Annotated in this window: 13 protein-coding genes; 2 read left to right on the top strand and 11 right to left on the bottom strand. The window is 44.3% G+C overall.

Going from position 1 to position 19,436, the window contains the following annotated elements; translation table 11 throughout:
• Positions 1-703: 703 nt before the first annotated feature.
• Together QUB68_RS19590 and QUB68_RS19585 are read left to right on the top strand one after the other, a co-directional pair.
• Positions 704-979: a hypothetical protein gene (locus QUB68_RS19590; RefSeq protein ID WP_332995570.1), complete on the top strand. Its 276-nt coding sequence runs from the start codon at positions 704-706 to the stop codon at positions 977-979.
• A gap of 130 nt (positions 980-1,109) precedes the next feature.
• Positions 1,110-3,689 (top strand): PAS domain S-box protein, encoded by a 2,580-nt coding sequence (locus tag QUB68_RS19585; RefSeq protein ID WP_332995568.1) that lies wholly within the window; start codon positions 1,110-1,112, stop codon positions 3,687-3,689.
• 47 nt (positions 3,690-3,736) lie between these two features.
• Here the strand turns inward: QUB68_RS19585 and QUB68_RS19580 are convergent, their stop codons facing one another.
• The 11 genes from QUB68_RS19580 to QUB68_RS19530 all read right to left on the bottom strand — a co-directional run bounded on the left by QUB68_RS19580 (position 3,737) and on the right by QUB68_RS19530 (position 19,402).
• Positions 3,737-4,201 carry a VOC family protein gene (locus QUB68_RS19580; RefSeq protein WP_332995566.1) on the bottom strand — a complete coding sequence of 155 codons (465 nt, stop codon included), beginning with the start codon at positions 4,199-4,201 and terminating at the stop codon, positions 3,737-3,739.
• A 605-nt stretch (positions 4,202-4,806) separates the two neighbouring features.
• Entirely contained in the window at positions 4,807-5,292 is a 486-nt protein-coding gene (locus QUB68_RS19575) for a glutathione peroxidase (protein WP_332995564.1), read from the bottom strand.
• 266 nt (positions 5,293-5,558) lie between these two features.
• Positions 5,559-6,452: a YsnF/AvaK domain-containing protein gene (locus QUB68_RS19570; RefSeq protein WP_332995562.1), complete on the bottom strand. Its 894-nt coding sequence runs from the start codon at positions 6,450-6,452 to the stop codon at positions 5,559-5,561.
• 310 nt (positions 6,453-6,762) lie between these two features.
• A complete protein-coding gene (locus QUB68_RS19565; RefSeq protein ID WP_332995560.1) occupies positions 6,763-7,641 on the bottom strand; it encodes a DUF2382 domain-containing protein in 879 nt (292 codons plus the stop codon).
• Positions 7,642-8,039: 398 nt separating this feature from the next.
• On the bottom strand, positions 8,040-8,555 hold the full coding sequence (locus QUB68_RS19560; protein ID WP_332995558.1) for a DUF1499 domain-containing protein: 516 nt from the start codon (positions 8,553-8,555) through the stop codon (positions 8,040-8,042).
• Positions 8,556-8,773: 218 nt separating this feature from the next.
• The gene (locus tag QUB68_RS19555) at positions 8,774-10,432 is read right to left on the bottom strand and encodes an adenylate/guanylate cyclase domain-containing protein (RefSeq protein WP_332995556.1); all 1,659 of its coding nucleotides are present in this window, start codon (positions 10,430-10,432) and stop codon (positions 8,774-8,776) included.
• The gene (locus QUB68_RS19550; RefSeq protein ID WP_332995554.1) at positions 10,407-12,977 is read right to left on the bottom strand and encodes a response regulator; all 2,571 of its coding nucleotides are present in this window, start codon (positions 12,975-12,977) and stop codon (positions 10,407-10,409) included. The genes QUB68_RS19555 and QUB68_RS19550 overlap by 26 nt, the downstream gene beginning before the upstream one ends.
• A complete protein-coding gene (locus tag QUB68_RS19545; RefSeq protein WP_332995552.1) occupies positions 12,974-13,366 on the bottom strand; it encodes a response regulator in 393 nt (130 codons plus the stop codon). Before QUB68_RS19545 ends, QUB68_RS19550 begins: the two co-directional genes overlap by 4 nt.
• 317 nt (positions 13,367-13,683) lie before the next feature.
• Positions 13,684-15,105 (bottom strand): hybrid sensor histidine kinase/response regulator, encoded by a 1,422-nt coding sequence (locus QUB68_RS19540; RefSeq protein WP_332995550.1) that lies wholly within the window; start codon positions 15,103-15,105, stop codon positions 13,684-13,686.
• Between the two features lie 6 nt (positions 15,106-15,111).
• A complete protein-coding gene (locus QUB68_RS19535) occupies positions 15,112-19,056 on the bottom strand; it encodes a PAS domain S-box protein (protein WP_332995548.1) in 3,945 nt (1,314 codons plus the stop codon).
• A 214-nt stretch (positions 19,057-19,270) separates the two neighbouring features.
• Entirely contained in the window at positions 19,271-19,402 is a 132-nt protein-coding gene (locus tag QUB68_RS19530) for a hypothetical protein (protein ID WP_332995546.1), read from the bottom strand.
• Positions 19,403-19,436 lie beyond the last annotated feature (34 nt).

Below are 19,436 nucleotides of genomic sequence, written 5' to 3'. Positions count from 1 at the left end.
AGTTGTTAGTTGTTAGTTGTTAGTTGTTAGTTGTTAGTTGTTAGTTGTTAGTTGTTAGTTGTTAGTTGTTAGTTGTTGGTTGTTAGTTGTTGGTTGTTAGTTGTTGGTTGTTAGTTGTTAGTTGTTAGTTGTTAGTTGTTAGGAATAAGGCAACGAGTACGCGATGGATTTAACGGATTTAACTGATGGCTGAAAGATGAAATAATTACCAATTACCAATTACCAATTACCAATTACCAATTACCAATTACCAATTACCAATTACCAATGACCAATGACCAATGACCAATGACCAATTACCTATTCCCAATTAAATTGTGACACCGATCGCGCTTGACCTCTGTTTCCCATCACACATTAACATTTTTTCCCAGACTACAATACCCTTATTCTCCCAAAACTGTACCGCCAGCAGGACGTGGCACCTCGCTGGCTTCACCAGTCGCACCTCAACCTCACTAAGGGGGGGTGGGGGATTGCTTAGAGAAAGGCAATTTGCTACAAATCGTATTATACTTGCCAACCAGTAGAAAGCAAAAGTTAACAGGAAATCAGGAAGTATCAAAGGTATCAGAACGAAAAAACAGAATGGGTGCCTTTTGCGAAATCCTTTGAATCTTGAAACTGCTGCCTCTACTGCCTCGATCGCAATGTAGCCTTCATCAGCGGGCAAATTCTCAGAATCAAAGGAGTGCATCTCGACATGATTAAACCTTGCAGTCAACCGCTAAAAACAAATCCTTTCACTTGTCATCGCGATCCCGCTACAGGCAGGTGGATGACTGTAGTTCCAACAGCTCAGAACGCTTCGGAAACAGACTCTAGTTTGAGAGCAAAAGCCGAAAACGAAAATGAAGGTAAAGTAGAAACGAGTCTTTCTGCTTCGCGTACAGTCTCGCTGCCGAAAAAAACTCTTTCCTTCTCCTTGCCGACCTTTAAAAAGCTTACTAAAAAATCTGTTGTTACTCTCAGCAGGTAGCTATTGCAGGGGCCTAATCTAGTTTCCGCGGTTAGTCCCCGGCGATCGCCCAACAAATAAAACAAACTTATCCCTAGCATAAATTGTCAAAAACTGATATAATGCCAGCAAACTTTCTCCTTCAACATCCGTGAAGTATTTGCTCGATCGCTTCGTCCAATTTGTATGGACAGACCGACCAATTCGCCAGCGGGGAACAGTAATCGTTGCTATCCCCGCGATTTGTCTGTTTGCTTCGCTGATGGCAATTGCAGGGCTGCGGGATAGTACCCTACAGGTAAGAAGGCGAGTAGATAATAATAAGGCAATACTTCAGGAAACTAACCGCTTGTTAAAAACGGTGGTGGATGCAGAAACGGGCATTCGGGGTTACGGGTTGACGAAGCGCCGCGAATTTCTAGAACCATATTTAGAAGCGAAAAAGAGTTTGCCTCCGCTGCTGGCTAAACTCAAGGCTATGGTGCGAGAAAATCAACTGCAAGCTCAGAAATTTGAAGAAATCAAAAAAAGTAGCGAACAGCATATAAATTTCTTGCAAAACACTTTGAATCAGCTCGACATTTCGGCAACAAAAGTGCAGTCGCCGGCAACAATTCAGGCGTTCGCTCAAGGCAAATTGAAGATGGATAAGCTGCGAGAAAAAATTGATGGGTTTGCTGATGCCAGCGAAGCCTACCGGAACGGTTTAGAGCGGCAAATACGGGAGTTGATAGATTTAACTAATTTCGTGCAAGTTGCTGGTTTGCTTTTAGGCTGTTTGGGTGCAGCGGCTGCCTGGTATTTATTTGATAGTTTAGAGCAGGAATTGAGGCAGCGGGAAGCTGGGTTGCAAGAAAGTAAAGCTCGCATTCAAGCTGTGGTAGACAATGCGGCTGACGGGATTATTACTTTGGACGAACAGGGAAATATTGAGTCTTTTAATGCGGCCGCCGAAAAGATTTTTGGCGAGAGGGCCGATCGCACAATTGGATCAAACCTCCGCAGACTGATAGCTCAACCGCAGCCGCACATCAGCGCCGGGGATTATTCGATCGAATATTTTGTGTTAAATCCCGATGCTAAGCTCAAGACTTACCAGCAAGAAACAGTTGGACTTCGCAACGACGGAACTAAGTTTCCGATGGAGTTGGCTGTCAGCGAAATGCGTCTGGCAGATCAACACTTGTTTATTGCGATTTGCCGCGACGCGGGAAGACGGAAACAAGCTGAAGAAACTCTGCGCAAGCAAGCGCAAATGCTGGATTTGGCGAACGATACGATCGCGGTACTCGACTTGAACGGGGCGATTTCTTATTGGAATTTGGGGGCGAAGTGGCTCTACGGGTGGCGGAAGTCGGAAGCCATCGGCAAAAATATTCACGAGCTTTTGCAAACAGAATGGCCGCAACCTTTGGAGGCAATTCAAAAAGTGTTTTTCGAGCAGGGATTTTGGCAAGGCGAACTGGTACGCACCAAGGAAGACGGCACAAAAATCACGGTGGCAAGCCGGTGGACTTTGCAGCGCGACGAGCAAGATCAACCGCTGGCTATTTTGGAAATCACCAACGATATTAGCGATCGCAAGCGCTCAGAAATTGCTTTAGCCCAAAGCGCACAGCGGTTTCGAGATACTTTTGAACAAGCCGCAGTCGGCATGGTTCAAGCGAGTGTGACAGGCAAGTTGCTGTTAGTCAATCAAAAACTTTGCGATATTTTGGGCTACAGCCGCCCAGAATTGGTGGAGAAAAGATTTCAGGAGATTACTTGGCCCGGAGATTTGGCAAGCGAACTGGAACTTGTGCGCCAATTATTAGCAGGAGAAATTGAAAATTTCTCTCTGGAAAAGCGCTACATCCGCAAAGACGGAGAGTTGGTGTGGGCAAACTTGACGGTTTCGCTGCTGCGAGAACAAAATGGCACTCAATTTCTGATGGGTGTGGTAGAAGATATTAGGGATCGCAAACAAGCGGAGGAATCGCTCAGGTTGCGCGCTCAAGAATTGAGGTTGACGGCGCAAAATCTGGCTCAAACGACGAATAGTTTAAGAAAGCGGAATCAAGAATTAGACCAGTTTGCTTATGTAGTTTCTCACGATTTGAAAGCGCCGCTCAGGGCGATCGCCAATCTCAGCAGTTGGATAGAAGAAGACCTCAGCGACGCGATGACAGAGGATACTGTGCACCAAATGAACCTGCTGCGCGGCAGAGTTCACCGCATGGAAGCTTTGATTGAGGGACTGCTGCTATATTCCCGCGTCGGACGCATTCAAGTAGCTTCAGAAACGGTAAAAGTTGAGAAGTTATTAGCAGAAATTATTGATTCGTTAGCGCCGCCGTCGGGATTTGAGGTGAAAGTTGAACCGGGAATGCCAACTTTTGTGACCGAAAGATTGCCGTTGCAACAGGTTTTTGCTAATTTAATTAGCAACGCCATCAAACACAATCGAGCTGATTCCGGTTACGTAAACATATCGGTTAAAGAGTTAGATGACTTTTACGAGTTTTCTGTTGCAGATGATGGGCCGGGAATTGCTCCTCAATATCACGATAAAGTTTTTGTAATTTTTCAGACTTTGGAAGCTCGCGATAAAGTTGAAAATACTGGGATTGGTTTGTCGCTGGTGAAGAAAATTGTCGAAGCTCAAGGTGGCAGTATTTCCCTAGAATCTGCCGAAGGTGAGGGAGCAATTTTTGGGTTTACTTGGCCGAAGCAACCTGTTAGCAAAGACTGAAAATAAACCAACTCGCCCCTGTAGGATGTACGGCCCCCACCGCCTGTTTAAACTGGATCGCAGCGGATTTCGATGATAAATCCATCAGGATCGTAAAAGTAAATGCCGCGTCCTGTAGCGCGCGTGACGGGGCCGCTGTCGATCGCAATTTGATTTGACTTTAGCACTTCCAGAGCGCGATCGAACAAATCGCGATCGATATCAAAAGCCAAGTGATTAGCGCGAGTAAAAGCCTTTTCCGGGTCTGGGTTTGGCGGTTCCAAATCTGGCTGCCAAAATAAGTCAATCACAGTACCGTCGTCTGGAGTGATGAAATTAGCGACTTTACCGGCGGCGACCATTTCTGTTAAACTTGCGGGAATTTCCGCACCTGTTAATTCGTGCAAGCCGAGAATTGTACCGTAGAAGTGGCGAGAAGCATTCATATCGCGCACGTTTAAAGCGATATGATGAACGCGGCGCAAGTTCCCGGGCGCGAGGGCAATTTTGACGGTATTTTGCGTAGTTTGCATGATGGTCAATTGCGAGTGTTAAAATTGAATGCTCTTAGATTAATCCAGAGTTTGTAAGTAGGTCATTGCCAAAAAAATAGTATCTTGTAGGGGCGGGTTTAGCCCAAAATCTATGATACAAAACAGTTTATCAAGGCAAAACCCGCCCTCCCCATCCGAGGTTTATTTGTACCCACCTACTTATACCATTTCTAAAAATTTTGCAACAAAAGAAGTGTTTGGTTTGTTGGCACGGGTCATGCTTGTCAGGTGCGTCGCTCTAATATTGTCGATATTTATTTGGATATTTTTCATGGCGACACACCCTACGACTACTTACTTTTCTTTAGGGAACGATGCCATACCTACAAATAGCATGGCCAGCCCGCCTCCCAGAATCGCGAAGGCAAGTAAACCTACAGCTAAATCTAATCCCGATGTATTTTCCATTAAATTAAACAGTTCTCCAATTAAATAATCCCATCATCGGTATTTATTAATTGCTGATTGGTTGTCTGCTAATCTTGTAGGGCGCACCGAAAAAGTCCGCCGATGCCGGTGCGATGGGAGGCAAAGTCAATCGGTGCTTGCTAAGCACACCCTACAAACTACAAACTTCTTATTTCTTATTTTGCCAATTCTCGATCAATAGCAGCGCTCAATTCTGGCGAATCTGGGCCCACGCTGCTGCGGAATCTGGCAACCACTTCACCCTGTTTGCTAACTAAGAATTTCTCAAAATTCCAAGAAACCTCACCTTTGGGATCGACTGCACTGGTAAGCTTAGCGTACAGCGGGTGCTGCTGGCTGCCTTTGGCGCGTACTTTATCAAATAATTCAAAGGTGACGCCGTATTTTGTAGTGCAGAAATTGACGATTTCTGCGTTACTTCCCGGTTCTTGAGCTCCGAAGTCGTTGCAGGGAAATCCTAACACGCGCAGTCCCGCAGCGGCGTACTTCTGGCTCAATTCTTCGAGTCCTTTATATTGGGGTGTATAGCCGCATTGGGAAGCTACGTTAACTATCAAGAGTACCTTGCCAGCGTACTCTCCTAGCTGCTTGTCTGCGCCTGCGATCGTTTTTACTTTAATGTCGGAGATGGTGCTGGGCATTTTCAAATACTTCTAAATTTGACCACCACAATCTTACCGCAATTCGGTACAATTTTGTGGAGTATCCCGGTCGGAGCGGGTTTACGGCTCTCGGGCTGATATTAGAGATATTGGTGAAGACGCCCCTACCAAAATTCGGGTTAATTTATCGGACACAATTTTAGTATGTGGCGGTGAAGTTGCCCAACCGCAGCACTCGCCACAGTCCGCTTTTAGATTAAGTTTCTCGCTAATAGCTAAAGTCCACAGCCTGGAGGACAAATAGTTTAACTATCGGAGTGGCTTTCCGTCATCCATTTTTGGTAAGTTTCCTCTAGTTGCTTGTTCTCCAAAACCAGCTCTATGCGGACTTTTACGCAACCGTGGCGGGGTTGAGAGGCGATCGAGTTTAAGATTTTGCTCGCTTTCTGCACAGAAGTAAATTCTGCCTTAACTGTGGGCTCGTGGCGATCGCTCTTAATCTCCGTCAAATCTATACCGGTGATGTGTCCCTCACCCAAATCTATTTCTGCCAACACCTTAGGATCGTCGCCGACTTGTTCGACAATCAGCTTTTCCCACTGGATGGGAACTTGTACCATGCGAGTTTCAATTTCTTTGCGGACAATGACTTCGCCGACTTTGCGCTTGCTGCGATTGATCACCAATCGTTCTTCTAGCAGGCGAATCACATCTTGATCGACAATATCAAAGTTTTCCTCGTCTTCACTTGTCTCTAAATTCTCATTTGTGAGTTCGGCATCTGTTAGATTTGACATAACTGTTGAGGGATTAGTTGACTCGCTGTTGCTCGCTTCACTGCTCTGTTCAGAGGAAATTGCTAAAGACTGAGGCTCGCCATTTGCCGAAATTCCCGGCAGGCGATCGACTCGATCCGAATTAATACTTAAAAACAGCGCTTTTTGGTGATAATCAACTTTTTTTAGCAGCTTAATACTTACTAAAAAAATGCGGGAGTTTTCGGCACCTAGCCCTGCTACCACAAAGTTCAGCTGACCGTTAGCATCAAAATATACATCTTTTATTTGGCCTGCTAAGTGACCTTGATTATCTTTGACTGTAAAACTTTTTAGCTTAGTTCTGACTTTTTCCGGCACCTGGTTGAGACGACTAATTGATTTGGCAGTTGCTATTTTTTCTGCTGATGCTTGACCGTTCATTTTTTAAACTTTCCTGCTTAGGGATTTTTATTATGAATTGGTAATGGCGAATTGGTAAAGGCGGGGAAAGAATACCGGGCGGTTGAAACCGCGTCTATACAAACTCTCACGCGACGGGAGCGGGTTGAAGAACGGGCGGTGAAAATTACTTAATCTTCGTTAAGGGAGCGGAGGCGGACTTCGTTTTTGTAGACGCGGTTTCAACCGTACGTCCTATCTAGGAATTGCGCGATGCCACAGTTAAAACCTGCGCGGACACAGAATTATGCGATCGATCCGCAATTCCTATTCAAGACCTTCTGCGGTTGGTTTAGATATTTTTATCATCTACAACCGGAGTTCCATCGGTCTTAATGTCTAATTCTTCACGGCGCAATGTTTCTTCGCCGTCAACTGTGCTGCGGACAACTTCTTTTCTGATGTTGACTTCTTCGCGCACGAAGGCTTCCTTGTGAATGTCGGCAGTTTCTTCGTAGACTTCCATGCGTGCAACTTCCCCTGATTGGAAGTCAGCGTCACCGACTGAAACTACTCGACCCGCTTCTACGGGCGTTACTCGCTCGATTACGACTCGTTCTTTTTCAATGGGTACTGAAGCTTTTGCTGTTTGAGTTTCCACACGCTTGCCAACTGCTACTTCGCCTGTTTTGGCGCGGTTTTTGTTAGCAATCAAGCGCTCTTCATAAAGCTTGAAATTTTGGTGGTTCTGTTCGTTGGTTTCGTAGAGGGGGCGATCGAGATCGTAGCTGTAGTTGCTGCGATCGTAGCTAGCAGGAGCTGCTGTGATGGCTGCTGTGCTGGCTGGAGTGCTGGCCGCAACAGTGCCTTGATTGCGGTAGACGCCTCTTACCTGTTCTTCGCCATCGTAATCTAATGGTTCTGCTTCATTGTAAGCCGGCAGTTGTTCTGCTTGAGCTTTGCTGCGAAGACCTGTGGCGTGAACGCGATGCGCTCCGTAGTCGAAGCGGGCCGAGCCGATCGGCAGCAATACTTTTTTGCCAAAAATCCAAATACCCGTATCAACTACCAGATACCGAAACTTGCCAGTTTCATCAACCAAAGCGTCATAAACGGTACCTACTTTTTCATCAGAGTCGCCGGCATAAACATCAAATCCCTTGATGTCTTCTCCAGCAAAGATTTCTTCCTTATAGTTCGGTTCAAAATCAGCTATGCTTTGAAGTGCCATGTGTTTTTTCCTTTTTCGCTCTACTTAAATTAATAGTAGAAATTAATTGGTAGACTTCCCTCTCCCTAAAGTCTGAAGTGTTAAATTGAAGGAGCTTAATACTATAGGAATACAGCTCGGTGTCGGCGATAGCGCACTCAGGTATTCCTCACCTTTTCAACTTCCTACAGGCGCAAATTTCCCCTCTTTGCAGGCTCAGCATTAGAGCTGGTTTATACAAACAGGACTTACGCAGAAACCGGGTTTACGAACGCGATCGAGTCATAGCAGCTTCCGCAGAGTAAACTAGAAACCCGGTGGAGCGGGCTCCTAGCGTTTAAGTCAGGTTAAACGAAATTACAAACATCAAAGCCCCTCATCTGGTAGGAGAGGGGCTTCCTTGACAGCTAGAAATTAGCTCACAGTTGATTTAGTAGAGCTCTGATTGTTTCTATCCTTTTGCGGTTGACTCCTAAATCTGACTCTCCCAGACGCGAAGCCGATCGCACATGAATCACCTTTGCCCCATCATCTACCAAAAATTCCACATCATCCACAAACCCCATCAAAGCACTCGTGAACTCCGCATAGAGGTAATTATCAGTTGCGGAGATAATTTTAGTTTTGCCCAAGGACTCGATCGCCTCTTTGAGCTTTGCCATTGCTTCTGTAGCCGACGAAGTGTATGTCAAAGGCTGAACTTGGTGTTCCGCATCTTGACTGAAGCTGCTGACACAGTTGGGGGAACTGGGACACGCGGCGAGTTTTCCTGACACAATACCGATATTGGCAGGTCTTTTTCCAGCAAACATTGTTTTTTCTCCGGGAATTAGGGTAAAAGTTGCGATCGACAGTACGGCTACAGCTACCAGTGATATTAAAACAACTAGAACTCTTTTCAATACTGTCGGCGATTTTTTTTCAACTGTTTGCAAAGGATTATCCCTCCTGAAAGTGCAAGTCCGATCTAATTTTAATACGCTTTGGTTAACAATTTTTATTACCCGGAGATCCCCCTAAATCCCCCTTAAAAAGGGGGACTTTGATGAATTTCTTGTCCCCCCCTTTTTAAGGGGGGCTAGGGGGGATCTGGCTTATCTGAACCGTATTGGTATCTTATTTTAATATCTTAATTGAAATTGACCTCTCAAAACTAAATAGATTTATTTTGTTCTTCAATCAACCAGTAAGTCAGCATTGTCCCTTTACCTTTAACCGGAATCTCACCCCGTTCTTCAAAAACAAACTGCTCTTTCAAACGCTCGTAAGTCGCCACCGTCACTTGAATTTTACCAGGCAATCCGTTCGACTCCATCCGCGAAGCAACATTCACCGTATCCCCCCACAAATCATAGCTAAATTTGCTAATCCCAATAATTCCCGCCACCACAGAACCGCTGTGAATCCCGATCCGCAATTCAAAACCTTCTCCAATTTTGACATTAAACCTTCTCAAAGCTGCCTGCATCTCCAAAGCTAAAAGGGCGATCGCCTCCGCGTGATCCTGTCGCGCCGTCGGCAAACCCCCAACCACCATGTAAGCATCTCCAATCGTCTTAATCTTCTCCAACCCGTGCAACTCAGACAACCTATCGAACTCCGAGAAAATCCCGTTCAAAATTTCCACCAACTGCGTCGGACTTTTGTGAGCCGAAAACTCTGTAAAACCCACCAAATCAGCAAACAATACCGTCACCTCATCAAAATGATCCGCGATCAACTTTTGCTCTTTTTGCAAGCGATCGGCAATAGGTTTCGGTAAAATATTCAGCAGCAATTTCTCTGTTTGCTCTTGCTGCAACTTCAGCGCCGCCTCAGCTTGTTTCCGCTGAATCAGCGAACCGAGCTGCGTAGCAACAGCACTCACTAATTCCAACAACCGCGGCTGACATTCTAGAACTTTCTCGCGATAAAAAATCAAAATAGCTAACACTTGGTTTTCCGCCAAAATAGGCACACCAAAAGCCGCTTTTAATCCCACATTCACCGCAATCTCCGATCGCAAAAAAACTTGATAAGGTGCAATAGAAATATCCTCGATCCATTCAGACTGCTGCGACTGCCAAATCCTCCCCGGGAGTCCCACACCAGCAGGAAAAGTTAACTGCCAACTTGTCTGTCGGAATTGTGCAAAACTCAAGTCGCTGACGTACCTGCCTGTAGCGCACTTTAAAACGCCGTCACTGCAAGGAATCCAAGCTTCGCCCAGATTCCATTCAATAGTTTCGCAAATTAAACCTAAAATCACATCTATAGCAGACTCAAAATCCTCAGATTTGCTAATAGCTTGAGTTGCCTTCAGCAGCAACCTCGTTTCCATTTCAACCTGGCGCCGTTCGGCGATTTCCTGGTGCAACTGGACATTTTGAGCGGTCAACTTTTCATTTTTTTCTTGCAATTGCATTTGCAAGGAACGCACAGTAAGTTGATTGCTGACTCGCGCCAATACTTCTTTCACCTGAAAAGGTTTTGTTATATAATCTGCCCCGCCCACTTCAAAAGCTTTTGCCTTATTTATTCCTTCTTCTAGCGCGCTGAGAAAAATGATGGGAATTTCCCTATATTGCGGTTGTGATTTCAAATTTTTACATAGTTCGTAGCCGTCAATATCCGGCATCATAATATCGAGCAAAATCAAATCTGGTGCGCTAGATTGAATTGCATCTAGGGCAGAAAAACCATTAGTAACAGGTCTAACTTTATAGCCATTTTTTTGCAGAATTCTAATCAACAAACGCAGATTATCTGGCGTATCGTCAACTACTAAAATATCTGCTTGATAGTTTTCAGTTTGTTTCGCCTTCATCTGCATTATCTGATTCCTCCGCCTCGGCAATTAAATTGAGAATTTTCTGGTAATCAAAATTATCGAGATGACCCTGGAGAATTTCGGCAAATTCAGGATGAGCATCCCTTACTTCCTCGATTGTCCTGGCAATTAAGTCAAAATCAGCATTACGGATTACCTGCTTCATGTTGTCTATCCATTCTGCGGGAAGTTTGGGTAAATAAGCAAGCGCAGCATTAGAGGGGGAGTCAGATAGATTATTTCGATCGCCCGTTGACGTGAAATCAGTTGAGTTAGAGTAGAGATACTTAACCCCCAAGTGTTGGTTAAGGGTATCAAATATATCTGTTTTGCGGAAAGGTTTGCTAATAAAATCGTCGCAGCCGACCAATAAAGCAAACGATCGCCTGCCTTCAATTGTACTAGCTGTCAAAGCAACAATCTTCGGAATCGGGGATTCGGGATGGGAAATATTCATTTCCCCGTTTCCTTGCTGCTCTTGTTCTCTCTGCTGTATTCTAGCCTTAATTTCTTTAGTAGCTTCATAGCCGTCCATCACTGGCATTCGCACATCCATCAAAATTAAGTGCGGGTGCCAATTTTCCCACATTTCAATTGCTTCGCAGCCGTTGCTAGCCTGTTGCACTGCGAAACCCAAGGGAGAAAGCAGTTTGACTAAAAGTTGGCGATTGTCTTCGCGATCGTCCACAATTAAAATCCGGTAGCACGGTTGATTTGGTTCCAACCCAGTAACTTCGCGGTTAATTTGCGGGGCGGGAACATCAGCAGCATAAACCGCACCGACTGGAATCTCAAATTTAAAAGTAGTGCCGAGTTCCAGTTGACTTTCTACGACGATTTCTCCTCCCATCAGGCGGACAAATTGACGGCTGATAGTCAACCCTAAACCCGTGCCTTTCTGAGCTTTTTGACCGGAGGCTGTTTGCACAAAGGCATTAAAAACCTGGCCCAATTCTTCCGCAGAAATGCCAACTCCTGTATCTTCTATTTCAAACTGAAGGAAAACCACCGGATCGATATCTGAATCCTGAGCCTCCATCAATTCAACCCTTGCCAAATCCCTGCTAGTTATGGCAAATTCCCGAATACTTCTTGCCGTATCAAAAAAAGCTGTGGAACTCTCCAATAAATCAATAAATCCCGACCTTTCTAACTTTCTAACTCTTAAGATAATCCCGCCCGATAGCGTAAATTTAATGGCATTGCTGAGGAGATTGATCAGCACTTGTCGCAGTTTAACATCATCGGTTCGCACGTACTGAGGAACGTCATCCTCGCGCTGAAAAAGCAACTGCAATTCTTGAGTTTGTGCCCGCAGTTGAAACATATCTTGCAAGTCGTCTAGCAAGCGGTAGAGGTCAAAGTTTTTCGGGTCGATCGCCATCCGCCCCGCTTCGATTTTTGACAAGTCTAAGGCTTGATTGATCAGCGTCAGCAAGTGTTCGCCGCTGCGGCGAATAATTCTCATATTTTCTCGGTTTTCGACATTAAGATTCGGGCTGGGTTCCATGATTTGTGCAAACCCGAGTATGGAATTGAGAGGGGTTCGCAACTCGTGGCTCATATTGGCCAGAAACGTGCTTTTAGCTTTGTTTGCTGCTTCAGCAGCTAAGGCGGCTTGTTGCAGTTGTTCTGTGCGTTCGTCAATTTGGACTTCTAAGGTATGCTGGTAATCTGCTAGTATTTTTTCGGCTTGTTTGCGATCGCTAATATCTTGAAAAGCTGCGATCGCATAAGCAATATTGCCCCTAGCGTCAAAAATCGGCGTAGTATTGATTTCGAGCGCAATTATTTTGCCATTTTGACGGATTTCTACATCATCAACCTTGACAAATTCTCCTTTGAGCGCGCGCAAAATGGGCAAATTATCCGGCGGGTAAAGCTCATCAGTATTAGCAACATAAAGTTGATAAGTTGCAGCTAATTGTTCCGCAGTGCTTTCCGGGATAATGTCTGCACCCAGCAAATCCCGGGCTGTCTGGTTGAAATAGGCGATCGAACCGTCAGGATTGTAAACAGATACCCCCACTGGCAAAGCTTCTAAAAATTGATTCAGGCGGCTTTCACTCGCCGACAGCGCCTCATTTACTACCTTTAACTCCTCATTTACTTCTTGCCGCTTGTGGATTTCATCTGTTAACTTTTGGTCTTGCAAGTAACTGTGAACTGCTTCTACTACCGTTAATTTTAAGTCTTCATTTTGCCAAGGTTTAGGGATATAACGGTACAATTTAGCATACTTAATCGCATTGCTCAGAGCTTCCAAATCTGCTTGTCCCGTCAGCATAATCGTCAGCGTATCCGGCGAGCGTTCGTGAATTTGTTTCAGCAGTTCGTCCCCTTTAATATCCGGCATGATATAATCGGAAAGCACCAAAGCAATCTCGTATTCATCGGCCTGCAAATCTGCCAGCAACTCTAAAGCATCAGCCCCCCCCTCAGCCGTTTCAATAATACACTGATCCCCGATCGCCTTTTTCAGTTCAATCTTTAAACTGTTCAAAACATCAGGTTCGTCATCAATACAAACAATCACAGGTTTTTTCATAACTTAGCCAGCCCAGATTTTATCGTCTCTATTAACTCTTTGCTATTCCACGGTTTGTACAAACAGCAGTGTAAATCTGCTGCTTGTACTGCCCGCTGCACCGCCTCTGCATCCGCTTGTCCAGTCAACATCACCTTAATAATTTTAGGATATTTTTGGTGAATCTTAATTAACAGCTCGTCACCTTTAATTCCCGGCATTAGCCAATCAGAAACAACAACAATCACCTCATCTTCTGTAGGAAACTCCTCAAGTAAATCTAAAGCTTCATCACCACTTTCAGCTAATTCGTAAAAATAATCATCTTTAAATTCATTTTTAAGCTGCATCTTGAGAGTATTCAATATATCCGGCTCGTCGTCAACGCAAAGAATTACAGGTTTACTCATCTTTTTCTCTCCGATTTGATTTTAGTGGATTTACCGACATGACTTGCTTCTACATAATTGATTGCGGGGCAGGATGCACGAAGAAATCTGTTCCCTATCTTATTTTAATAGGAGATCTGAACCGAAACCGGATCGATCGCAATAAATTTTGTGTTTGTCAGCGAGACAGCCGCCAGTCTCACCGAGAATCACCCCCTGCGGGTAATAGCATTTGAGATTTTCGCATTGGGGATTTTCGATTGAGCATGACAAAAGACTATCGGGGTTGGGCATCACTGATGACAATTCCATTCTTTTTTAACTGGTGTAAATTTTGGTTAATAGATTGGCAGCGAGACAGTAAAGGTTGTCTGCCCCGGTACCGACTCTACAGCAATTGTGCCTTCGTGTTTCTCAAGAATTTTTCTCACAATATCCAATCCCAAACCGCTACCTTCTCCCGCAGATTTAGTCGTAAAAAATGGCTGAAAAATTTTGGGAAGAACTTCTGTGGGAATGCCTTTGCCGTTATCAGTAAATTTTAAGACAATATTTGCCTCTTGCTGGTGAGTTTCAATAGTCAAAGTACCTTTATAATCCATTGCTTGCAGGGCATTGTGAATGAGATTCGTCCAAACTTGATTCAATTCATCGGGATAGCAGACTATTTTGGGTAAATTTCCATAATTTTTAACTACCTCTATACCCTGTTTCAGTTGATTTTGATAAAGCGTTAACACGGTTTCAATCCCGTCGTGTAAGTTCGCCTGAATTTTTTCTTGCTTGCTATCAAAATGAGCGTAGCTTTTCAAGGCAAATACTACTTTTCCCGACTTAGCTGTCGCTCTTTGGATCAGATTAATACTTCTTTTAAAACTCGAAAACTGGTAAGCAGTATTTAAAATCACTTCCCAATCAGGCAATTTAAAAAGTGGCAACAACTGTTCAATGTCCTGGTAAATTTCCATGTCAACTAAGGTATCCGCAATTTCCTCTGGATTTTCCACAGATTCTCGGATTAAATCGCGAATCAACTGCTTAAATTTGCGCTTTTCTTTACTTGTAAATGAACTTTCTTGATGAGTTGCTCTGTACACTAAACTTAAAAAATAAGTTTGGCTTTCTCCAGACAACTGTTGAAAAAATTGAGGCATTTTTACTAAATTATCGTCCCAAAAATTAGCGATATTATCAATAGAGGAACCTATAATGCCCAGCGGGGTATTGATTTCGTGAGCAATGCCGGCAATCAGTTGTCCCAGTGCCGCCATTTTTTCCGATTGAATCAACTGCTCTTGGGTGGCTTGCAGTTGGTGGATGGCAGTTGCTAAATCTTGATTTTTTTCTTGTAAACTTTGTTGCAGCGAACAAATTTTTAAATGAGTGTCGATCCGGGCTAAAACTTCTTCAACTTGAAACGGTTTGGTAATAAAATCCACTCCCCCAACTCCAAAAGCTTTAACTTTATCCATCACGTCGTTAATCGCACTGATGAAAATCACCGGAATGTCTTTTGTTACTTCAGAATCTTTGAGCCTCTGACAAACTTCATAGCCGTCCATCTCCGGCATCATAATATCCAGCAGCACTAGATCTGGGGGCATTTTTTGAGCAGCAGACAGTGCTAGCTTGCCGTTGGGAACCGGCCGAACTTGATAGCCTTTTTCGCTCAAAATTCCTGCCAGCAGCCGCAGGTTTTCTGGCGTGTCGTCCACTACTAAAATATTAGCTCGATTGGGTTTAGGTAAAGTTGAATTCATCTGTATTTATTGTTGTTCGCTGCGATCTATCGTGTTCAAAATTTTGTCGTATTCAAAATTATTAATACAATCTTGAAGCGTGTCCGCAAGAGAGGGGTTGACAGTGTGGATTTGTGCGATCGAACTAGCGATCGCCTCCATGTCCACACTCAAAATATTTTGCTTGAATTCAACCATCCACTCGGGAGAAAGAGAGGCGATCGCCTCCGGTGTCAGCACCTCCTGACTTGAATCCCCTGCACCTGCCACACTCACTGGTGCAGGATCTTCATAAATATAGCGTACTCCCAAATGTTTCCCAATTGCCGCAAAGATATCCTCTTCCCGGAACGGTTTCCGCATAAAATCATCGCAACCCGCCGAAAGAATCACCGCCCGTTCCTCCTCCAAAACGCTAGCAGTCAGAGCCACAATCGCCGTTGCTTGCCCGCCAGTTGTAGTTTTAATCTGTTTCGTAGCCTCGTACCCGTCCATCACAGGCATTCTCATGTCCATCCAAATCAGATGCGGTTCCCACTCCCTAAAAATATCCACAGCTTCTTTACCGTTATTCGCTTCTCTCAACTCAAATCCTAGCGGACTCAGAAGTTTTACCAACAGTTGGCGGTTCAGAGGTTTGTCGTCCACAATTAGCAAGCGATAACGCGGCTGATTCGGTTCGAGGGCAACAACTCGATGTTGAGTTTTTTTGCTTTCAATATCAGCAGCTTCAACCAGATGAACTTGGATGTCAAACTGAAACATTGCACCCTTTCCGACATCGCTGATCACAGTAATTTCACCTCCCATTAATTGCACAAATTGGCGGCTGATCGCTAAACCCAAACCCGTTCCTTCCTGAGAATCTTTACCGCTTTTGGTCTGCACAAATGCTTCAAACAACTGAGGGATTTCCTCAGCAGCAATGCCTGCGCCAGTATCTTGAACTTCAAAATGCAGCCAGTAGCGGCCGGGCAATTGATTGGTGCTGTTTTTGTGTAGCTTCCCCCTGCCTCCTTTAACTTGCACCGAAACTCCGCCTTCGGAAGTAAATTTAATGGCATTGTTGAGCAAATTAATTAAGACTTGGCGCAATTTAACTTCATCGGTGCAAATGTAATGGGGAACTTCCGCCTCCCGATCGAACATTAATTGCAAGCCTTTTTCCTCAGCTTTGAGAGCAAACATATCTTCTAAATCGCCGAGCAATCGATACAAATCGAAGCTTTTTTCATAGATTGTAGTGCGTCCGGCTTCGATTTTTGACAAGTCTAAAACTTGGTTGATTAAAGCCAGCAAATGTTCGCCACTCCGCAGGATAATTCCGACATCTTCTTGATTTTCCCGAGACAGATTTTTACTGCGGATCATGACTTGAGCAAAGCCGATGACTGCGTTCAAGGGCGATCGCAATTCGTGACTCATGTTGGCGAGAAAGGTACTTTTAGCTTTGTTGGCTGCTTCGGCGGCTTCTTTCGCCTGTAGCATTTTGATTTCCGCTTCTTTGCTATCAGTAATGTCTTTGATAAAACCTTCGTAGTAAAGTAGATTTCCTGCTGGATCGCAGACAGCGCGACAATTTTCGGAAATCCAGATAATGCTGCGATCTTTGCGGTAAATTTCCGCTTCAAAGTTTGACAGAATTCCGTACTCGTTCATCAGCGCTGTAAATTCGCCGCGGCGGTTGGGATTTACGTAAAGCTGGTTATTGAAATTCGGCTGTGCTGCGATTAATTCTGCGGGCGATTCGTAACCGTAGAGCTCAGCTAAAGCCGGGTTAGCGCTGATGTATTTCCCGTCAGCAGCAGTTTGAAAAATGCCATTCAAAGCATTTTCATAAATGTTGCGGTACTTTTCTTCTGCTTCCCGGAGAGCGGTTTCTGCTTTTTGGCGATCGGTAATATCGCTAGAAATCGACAGAAAACAAGCTTCTCCGTCAATATCAATGGTTTCAATCGACAGCAGCGCCGTTCTTTCTGCACCACTTTTATTACGAAACCTCAGCTCATAATTGTGAATTGCCGTCTTGTTTTTCAACATTTGAATCATGCGATCGCGTTCTGCTAAAGTCGCCCAAAAATTCAGTTCTACCGCTGTTTTACCAATAATTTGCTCCTGACTGTAGCCAATCATCCGACAAAAACTGTCATTAACTTCTATGTGGCGACCGTCACTGATTCTCGTGATGGTAATCGCATTTGGACTAGAACGAAAAGCTTTAGCAAACTTTTCTTTTGCCTTAGCAAGATCGGACGTGCGTTCTGCAACTTGCACAGCTAAATTTTGGTTGTATTCCCTTAACAGTTTCTCCGCTAGCTTACGTTCCGTAATATCTTGAAAAGCGCACATCCCATAGATAATATTTCCTTGCGCGTCATAAATAGGAGTTCCCGAAACTTGCAGGGGAACAGTTTTGTCAGGCGAGCAGATTTCCATGTCATCAACAGTGACACTTTTGCCCTGCAAAGCATTTAAAACTGGGTCTCGCTCCGCCGGGTAAATTTCCTTAGTTCCAGCTAAATAAACTTTGTAAGCTTGGCGCAAATTTTCAGAATTTGCAGCGACAATTCCTTGACCTAAAAGTTGCTTTCCTGTAGGATTAATATAGTGAGGTTGACCGTTTGGCTCTGCAATAAAAATGCCTAGCGGTACTGCATTTAGAAATTGTTTGACTCGATTTTCGTTTTCCGAGAGCGAAGTAAATGAATGCTGCAATTGCTCTGCCATGCTGTTAAAAGCAGCGGCAAGTTCTCCGAGTTCATCTTCACGATTCAGAGTGAGCTTAGTATCCCATTCATTCCGCGCCAAAGCTTTGGCCGCCGCATTCAATTTTAAAATCGGCTGCACCACCCATTTTGCAGTCAGAATCCCCAGAATTGTCGCCCCAATCAAAGCTGCAATTGACAGCAAAAATGTGGTGCGTGTATTAGCGTTAATTTGCTCCATAAAGTCGGACTCTGGCACAACTACCACAATCAGCCAATCTAACCCTCGATTGTCTTGAAAAGGAGTTACCTGAATAAAATTTTGCTTGCCATCAATATCAAAACTAAGCTGTTCAGAATTCTTGACTTTGGCTAAGCTGTCGTAGGATTTATCTAAATGCTGTGCGGTTTGGCGAATTACGGGATTCTCGCTTTCTGAAGCTTTGATGCGTTTTGCTTCTTTACCTTCCACCGCAAATTCTTGAGTCGCCGTTGAAGTGGCAATTAACATCCCGGATCTCTCCATCAAAAAAGTTTGCCCCGACTTGCCAATTTTGAGGCTGACGAGAAATTCTTTGATTTTGGAAAACAGCAAATCGCTACCAGCTACTCCTAACAGCTTGCCAGCGTCGTCGTACATAGGTAAAGCGGCAGTAATTGCCAGTTCTCTAGTCAAAAAATCTGTATAAATTGGAGTCCAAACAGGTTTTTTTGCGGCGGCGGCTGCTATGTACCAAGGGCGAATTCGCGGGTCATAAATGTTGGGCGAAGTTTCCATTAATTGAACGCGATTTCCCTGAGAGTCACCAGTATATCGAGCTAATTTGTTGCCAGTCGATTTGTCAGCCGCAGATATCATAATCCGATCTTTAGTGCGGATTGCTCCTGAGTGGTCTCCATTTTCTTGGGCTATATAAATGATGCTGATTGTATCAAAATATTGAATTTGTTCGAGAAAATGAATTTCTAATTTTTGTTTGTCTTCTAGGTTCAACTGCCCCAATTTTACGCCTTGAACGTTGAGGTGATTGACAATGTGGGGAATTGACATATAATTTTCCATACGGTCTTTGATGCGATCGCTAATTTCTCCCCGCAACTGAGTAGCGACATCGTTAACTGCGCGCTGACCGTTTTGGAACGACAGCCAACCGACAACTCCTACCGTGCCGACAATTTGCACTAAAAAAGGAACCACGAGCACAGTTTGTAATGGAACTTTGCCGATTATTTTGGTAGCAAAGCGATTGAGCGGTTTAGGAAACATATTCATCCTAAGAGTAATGGGTAATTGGTAATTGGTAATGGTAACTGGTAATTGCTAATTGCTAATAGGTAATAGGTAATGGTAATTGGTTAAGAGAAATAAAAAATAGTTATCGGTGTATCCATGACTTTCGCGCTATGAATATATGGTAATAGTAGAAGGTATGGATTGAAATAACTATAACGTATTTCTGCTTGCAGTTCTTCCGTAACTGCTAATACAGATAATTGATGCGATCGCTCTGTTGGTCACTGCTGCGCGATGCTTTTTTCTCTTTTGCTGTTTGGTTTTTGGCGCAGCGCCTAGGGTTGGCAGCAGCGCTGTCAACCAGGTATGTGTAGCACATTTTTTTTGAAAAAACTAGGAGGAGCCGCCCGATC

This window comes from Microcoleus sp. A006_D1 (assembly GCF_036702805.1).
Taxonomy (GTDB): Bacteria; Cyanobacteriota; Cyanobacteriia; order Cyanobacteriales; family Microcoleaceae; genus Microcoleus.
Note: the sequence above shows the minus strand (reverse complement) of the source record. Positions and strands in the feature narration are given on the sequence as shown.

Excerpts from the sequence above, each read along its gene's own strand:
- QUB68_RS19535 (WP_332995548.1), bottom strand. The coding sequence starts at position 19,056 with ATGTTTCCTAAACCGCTCAATCGCTTTGCTACCAAAATAATCGGCAAA.
- QUB68_RS19530 (WP_332995546.1), bottom strand. The coding sequence starts at position 19,402 with ATGTGCTACACATACCTGGTTGACAGCGCTGCTGCCAACCCTAGGCGC.
- QUB68_RS19545 (WP_332995552.1), bottom strand. The coding sequence starts at position 13,366 with ATGAGTAAACCTGTAATTCTTTGCGTTGACGACGAGCCGGATATATTG.
- QUB68_RS19550 (WP_332995554.1), bottom strand. The coding sequence starts at position 12,977 with ATGAAAAAACCTGTGATTGTTTGTATTGATGACGAACCTGATGTTTTG.
- QUB68_RS19590 (WP_332995570.1), top strand. The coding sequence starts at position 704 with ATGATTAAACCTTGCAGTCAACCGCTAAAAACAAATCCTTTCACTTGT.
- QUB68_RS19580 (WP_332995566.1), bottom strand. The coding sequence starts at position 4,201 with ATGCAAACTACGCAAAATACCGTCAAAATTGCCCTCGCGCCCGGGAAC.
- QUB68_RS19565 (WP_332995560.1), bottom strand. The coding sequence starts at position 7,641 with ATGGCACTTCAAAGCATAGCTGATTTTGAACCGAACTATAAGGAAGAA.
- QUB68_RS19570 (WP_332995562.1), bottom strand. The coding sequence starts at position 6,452 with ATGAACGGTCAAGCATCAGCAGAAAAAATAGCAACTGCCAAATCAATT.
- QUB68_RS19540 (WP_332995550.1), bottom strand. The coding sequence starts at position 15,105 with ATGAATTCAACTTTACCTAAACCCAATCGAGCTAATATTTTAGTAGTG.
- QUB68_RS19575 (WP_332995564.1), bottom strand. The coding sequence starts at position 5,292 with ATGCCCAGCACCATCTCCGACATTAAAGTAAAAACGATCGCAGGCGCA.
- QUB68_RS19555 (WP_332995556.1), bottom strand. The coding sequence starts at position 10,432 with ATGCAGATGAAGGCGAAACAAACTGAAAACTATCAAGCAGATATTTTA.